This window comes from bacterium endosymbiont of Bathymodiolus sp. 5 South, assembly GCF_900128535.1.
Classification (GTDB): domain Bacteria; phylum Pseudomonadota; class Gammaproteobacteria; order PS1; family Pseudothioglobaceae; genus Thiodubiliella.
The window spans coordinates 1-4,151 of the sequence record NZ_FQTR01000141.1 but is presented as its reverse complement, the minus strand read 5'-3'; the positions used below and the strand labels follow the sequence as shown (position 1 = coordinate 4,151).

General features: G+C 39.1%; 4 protein-coding genes and 1 pseudogene. All 5 read left to right on the top strand.

Annotated elements, in window-relative coordinates; all coding sequences use genetic code 11:
* Positions 1 to 146 precede the first annotated feature (146 nt).
* Positions 147 to 581: pseudogene (locus tag BBROOKSOX_RS09180) on the top strand (IS3 family transposase); the annotation flags it as partial.
* 120 nt (positions 582 to 701) lie between these two features.
* Positions 702 to 2,243, top strand: a complete 1,542-nt coding sequence (locus BBROOKSOX_RS09175) for an RHS repeat-associated core domain-containing protein (protein WP_139661273.1) — start codon at positions 702 to 704, stop codon at positions 2,241 to 2,243.
* Between the two features lie 137 nt (positions 2,244 to 2,380).
* Positions 2,381 to 2,896 (top strand): hypothetical protein, encoded by a 516-nt coding sequence (locus BBROOKSOX_RS12240; protein ID WP_257607836.1) that lies wholly within the window; start codon positions 2,381 to 2,383, stop codon positions 2,894 to 2,896.
* A gap of 79 nt (positions 2,897 to 2,975) precedes the next feature.
* On the top strand, positions 2,976 to 3,350 hold the full coding sequence (locus BBROOKSOX_RS12235) for an RHS repeat-associated core domain-containing protein (RefSeq protein WP_257607835.1): 375 nt from the start codon (positions 2,976 to 2,978) through the stop codon (positions 3,348 to 3,350).
* Positions 3,351 to 3,363: 13 nt separating this feature from the next.
* Positions 3,364 to 3,924, top strand: coding sequence for a hypothetical protein (locus BBROOKSOX_RS12230; RefSeq protein WP_257607834.1), 561 nt, complete (start codon positions 3,364 to 3,366; stop codon positions 3,922 to 3,924).
* Positions 3,925 to 4,151 lie beyond the last annotated feature (227 nt).

Genomic DNA, 4,151 nt, shown 5'->3' with positions numbered 1-4,151 from the left:
TTTTTTTGTTTTGGCAAAAACTGGGTTTATTTTTTGTAAAATACCTAAGGTTTTTTGCGGTACTGGATAAAAAGCAGTTTTGTTGATTTAGATGGTTGGAAAAATGGGTGGTTTTGGTTTGTTTGGAATGGTTTTTAAGGGGCGACTATTTAGCCAGCGTCCTTGATTTGGCTTCAAGACAAGTAGTTGGATGGTCCTTGTCAAAGCATCCAAACGCTCAATTAGCACAAGATGCAATGAATAATGCCATTGCAAGACACAAACCAAACACCAGTAATTTAATGTTCCATTCAGATCAAGGGACTCAGTATTCGTCTAAGGCTTTTATTGATTATTGCAATCAAAACAACATTGCTCAAAGCATGAGTAGAAAAGGTAATTGTTGGAATAATGCAGTGATGGAGCGCTTCTTTAGAAGTCTTAAAACTGAAAGATTAAATTACCAAAGCTTTGCAAATCATTATGAAGTCGTGCAAAATGTAGAAAGTTATATCTACTTTTACAATTACAAAAGGATTCATTCAGCGATTGGGTATTTAACACCTGCTCAGAAGATGGCTGAATTTGAAAAAGTGGCTTAAAATGTGTCCAAGTTTAGTGGGCCATTACACCCTGCCGCCTCGTGGAGATATGCATGAATATCTTGCACCTGATAGTAGATTACCTAGGATAAGACGACAAACAAGCCGCTGCACCATATCGTGATTTCACTAGAACCCTACCAGCAAATATACACCTACGATACAGGCAATAACCTAACCAACCTATATCACCAAGCAAACAGCAGTGCGTGGCAACAAACCCTCATCATCCACTCAAACAACAACCGTGGCACCCAAACTCAGCAATCCACCAGTGACTTTGATGCCAACGGTAACCTACTAACCCTTGATAACATTGGCACTTTAAATTGGCACTACAACAACACCTTAAATAAACTGACTAAAACAGACAAACTCAACACCATACAATACTATGTTTATGATTACCAAGGCAGGCGAGTCCGCACTGTCATTGAATCTGACCAGAAAACACAAAGCCAAAGAGACTACCTACCCTCACTAGATCTTTCAACCAACCAAGCAAAACAACAAAGCACCACCCTGCACATCGGCACCCACATCCTCAGCGAAAGCAGCAAAGACAACACCCAAACCCCGCACCAAACCCACTACCAACTCAACAGCCACCTACAATCCAACACCTTAGAATTGGATGACAAAGCCCAAACCCTTAGTTACGAACATTATTATCCCCATGGTGGCACTGCCATTATCGCAGGTAAAGGAAAAACCCAAGTGCGGCAAAAACGCTACCGCTACACGAACAAAGAAAGAGATGACAGCAGTGGTTTATGCTACTACGGTGCTAGGTACCTAGCCCCTTGGTTGGCAAGATGGATAAGCCCAGATTCAGTGGGTGCGATTGCTGGCTTGAATTTGTATGTTTATGTGGATAATAATCCACTTAAGTATATTGACCCAACAGGGCATGGTAAAGAAACACCCGAACAAGAGGCTGTGGAGGAAGGTGCTGTTGGGGGAGTAAACAATATAGAAACCGAAAGAGAGGTTTCTAAAAAATATAGAATAGATACAGATGTACTATTACACAATTCAAAGGAAATGGATCAAGCACAACAAGATATTCTTCAATCGGATGTTTTAAAAAAACTGGGTGCATTGGAATCTTCTAGCCGAAACTCTAATCTTGGAGGACATAAGCAGCGAATAATAGGTATAAGAATGAGACAATTACGAAATAGTATAGATAGTCATATTGCTAATATAAAGCAGACTGGCCTCCCCTCTCCCAATGCTTCTATACAATTTTTTGCAAGCAAGGAATATGAGGATTTAGTCTTTAACACACATAAAGTTGCTAATTGTTCGGAATGTGCGCTTATTATGCTGAACGAGTTAAGAAGAAATTATCCTAATATGACAGTAGAATATCTATTAACAGAAGGATCTGATCATGCCTTCAACTTAATTAATCGCGATCAACGTACTCCCATATTTGAACCTGAGAAATGGAATGAAAGTTCTTTGGTGGTAGACGCATGGGCAGGACATGTTTATACTAAAAAAGAATTTTCTGCTGTAAACAACAAATTATATTATTATGGCATTAGTAATAATATCACAGGGGTGTCTCAACATATAATAAAATATGCTGGAAGCGGGACGAGTTATCGCACATATGAAAAAAACAAGATGGACTCAGAAGTATCTATGTTTTAACCTGTAGTCCCAACCCAAATAGATGACAAAAATAGCGCGGTTCCTTGCTTTGCTTATTCATATTTATTATGCAAAGTCTCCTCTCAATAAGGGCTTAGATTTGCTATGAATATTAAATTAAAAAAGCGCTAACAATTATGAACACCCTAGAACTCTACCGGAAAATTTACACCTACGACACAGGCAACAACCTAACCAATCTATCACACCAAGCAAGCAGTGGTAATTGGCAACAAACTCTCACCATCCACCCTAACAGTAACCGTGGCACCGAAACCCAACAATCCACCAGCGACTTTGATGCCAATGGCAACCTGTTAGTCTTAGATAACATTGGTATTTTAAATTGGTACTACAACAACACCCTTAACAAACTCAGTAAACCAGATAAGCCCACACAATATTATGTTTATGATTATCAAGGCAAGCGAGTCCGCAGTGTAGTTGAATCTAACAATCAAGCACAAAGTCAAAGAGACTACCTACCCGCACTAGACATCTCAACCAACCAACCAAGCAAAACAACAAAGCAGAACTCTACACATTGGTACCCACATCCTCAGCGAAAGCAGCAAAGACAACACTCAAAATCCCAGCCAAACCCGCTATCAACTCAACAGTCATCTACAATCCAACACCTTAGAGCTGGATGACAAAGCCCAAACCCTTAGCTACGAGCACTACTACCCCTATGGCGGCACTGCCATCATCGCAGGTAAAGACAAAACCCAAGTGCAGCAAAAACGCTACCGCTACACAGGTAAAGAAAGAGACGACAACAGTGGTTTATGTTATTACGGTGCCAGATACCTAGCCCCTTGGCTAGCGAGATGGGTAAGCCCTGATGCAGCAGGATCGGTTGATGGCTTGAATTTGTATGTTTATGTGGGCAACAATCCACTTGAATATATTGACCCAACAGGGCATGTTAAAGAAACACCTGAACAAGAAACTGTGGAAGAAGGTGCTGCTGGAGGAATCAACAATGTAGAAACCGAAAGACTAGTTCCTAGAAAATATAGAATAGATAAAGATGCACTATCACACAGGTCAAGTGAGGAAAGAGAACTAATGCAAAAAAAAAAATTTTCAATCAAATGTTTTTAAAAAACTAGGCACATTGGAATCTTCTACCCGGAATCGTTATCTTTCAGAATTTAATACCCGAACAACGAGTCTAAAAATAACACAACTACGACATGATGCAGCTGCTCGTATTGCTACTATAAGTCAGACTGGAGTTCCCTATCCCAATGATTTTATACAATTTTTTGCAAGCAAGGAATATGAGGATTTAGTCATTGACACATATAAAGTTGCTAATTGTTCGGAATGTGCGCTTATTATGCTGAACGAATTAAGAAAAAATCATCCTGATATGACAGTAGAATATATAGCAACTGAAAAACCTGACCATACCTTCAACTTAATTAATCGCGATCAACGCACTCCCCTATTTGAACCTGAGAAATGGAACGAGAATTCTTTAGTGGTAGACGCATGGATGGGAAGCGTTTATACTAAAAAAGGATTTTGTGTTGCAAACGCAAAATTACCTCATTATAACATTAGTAATAATATTACAGGAGAGACTCAACACATAATAAAATATGCTGGAAATGGAGTGAGTTATCGCACCTATCAAAAAAACAAGATGGTCTCAGAAGAATCTATGTTTTAACCTGTGATCCCAGCCCAAATAGATGACAAAAATAGCGCGGTTCCTTGCTTTGCTTATTCATATTTAGTCAACCCTTAAAAACCCAAAACAACCAACCGTAAAACCACTCTTAAACATTCAAAACAATCGCACTATATTTTGACTGACAATATTTTACTGAGTGCAATAGAAAAAATAGCGACTTCTTACCATACACAACCCAACTTTTTGCCAAAACAAAAAAATAG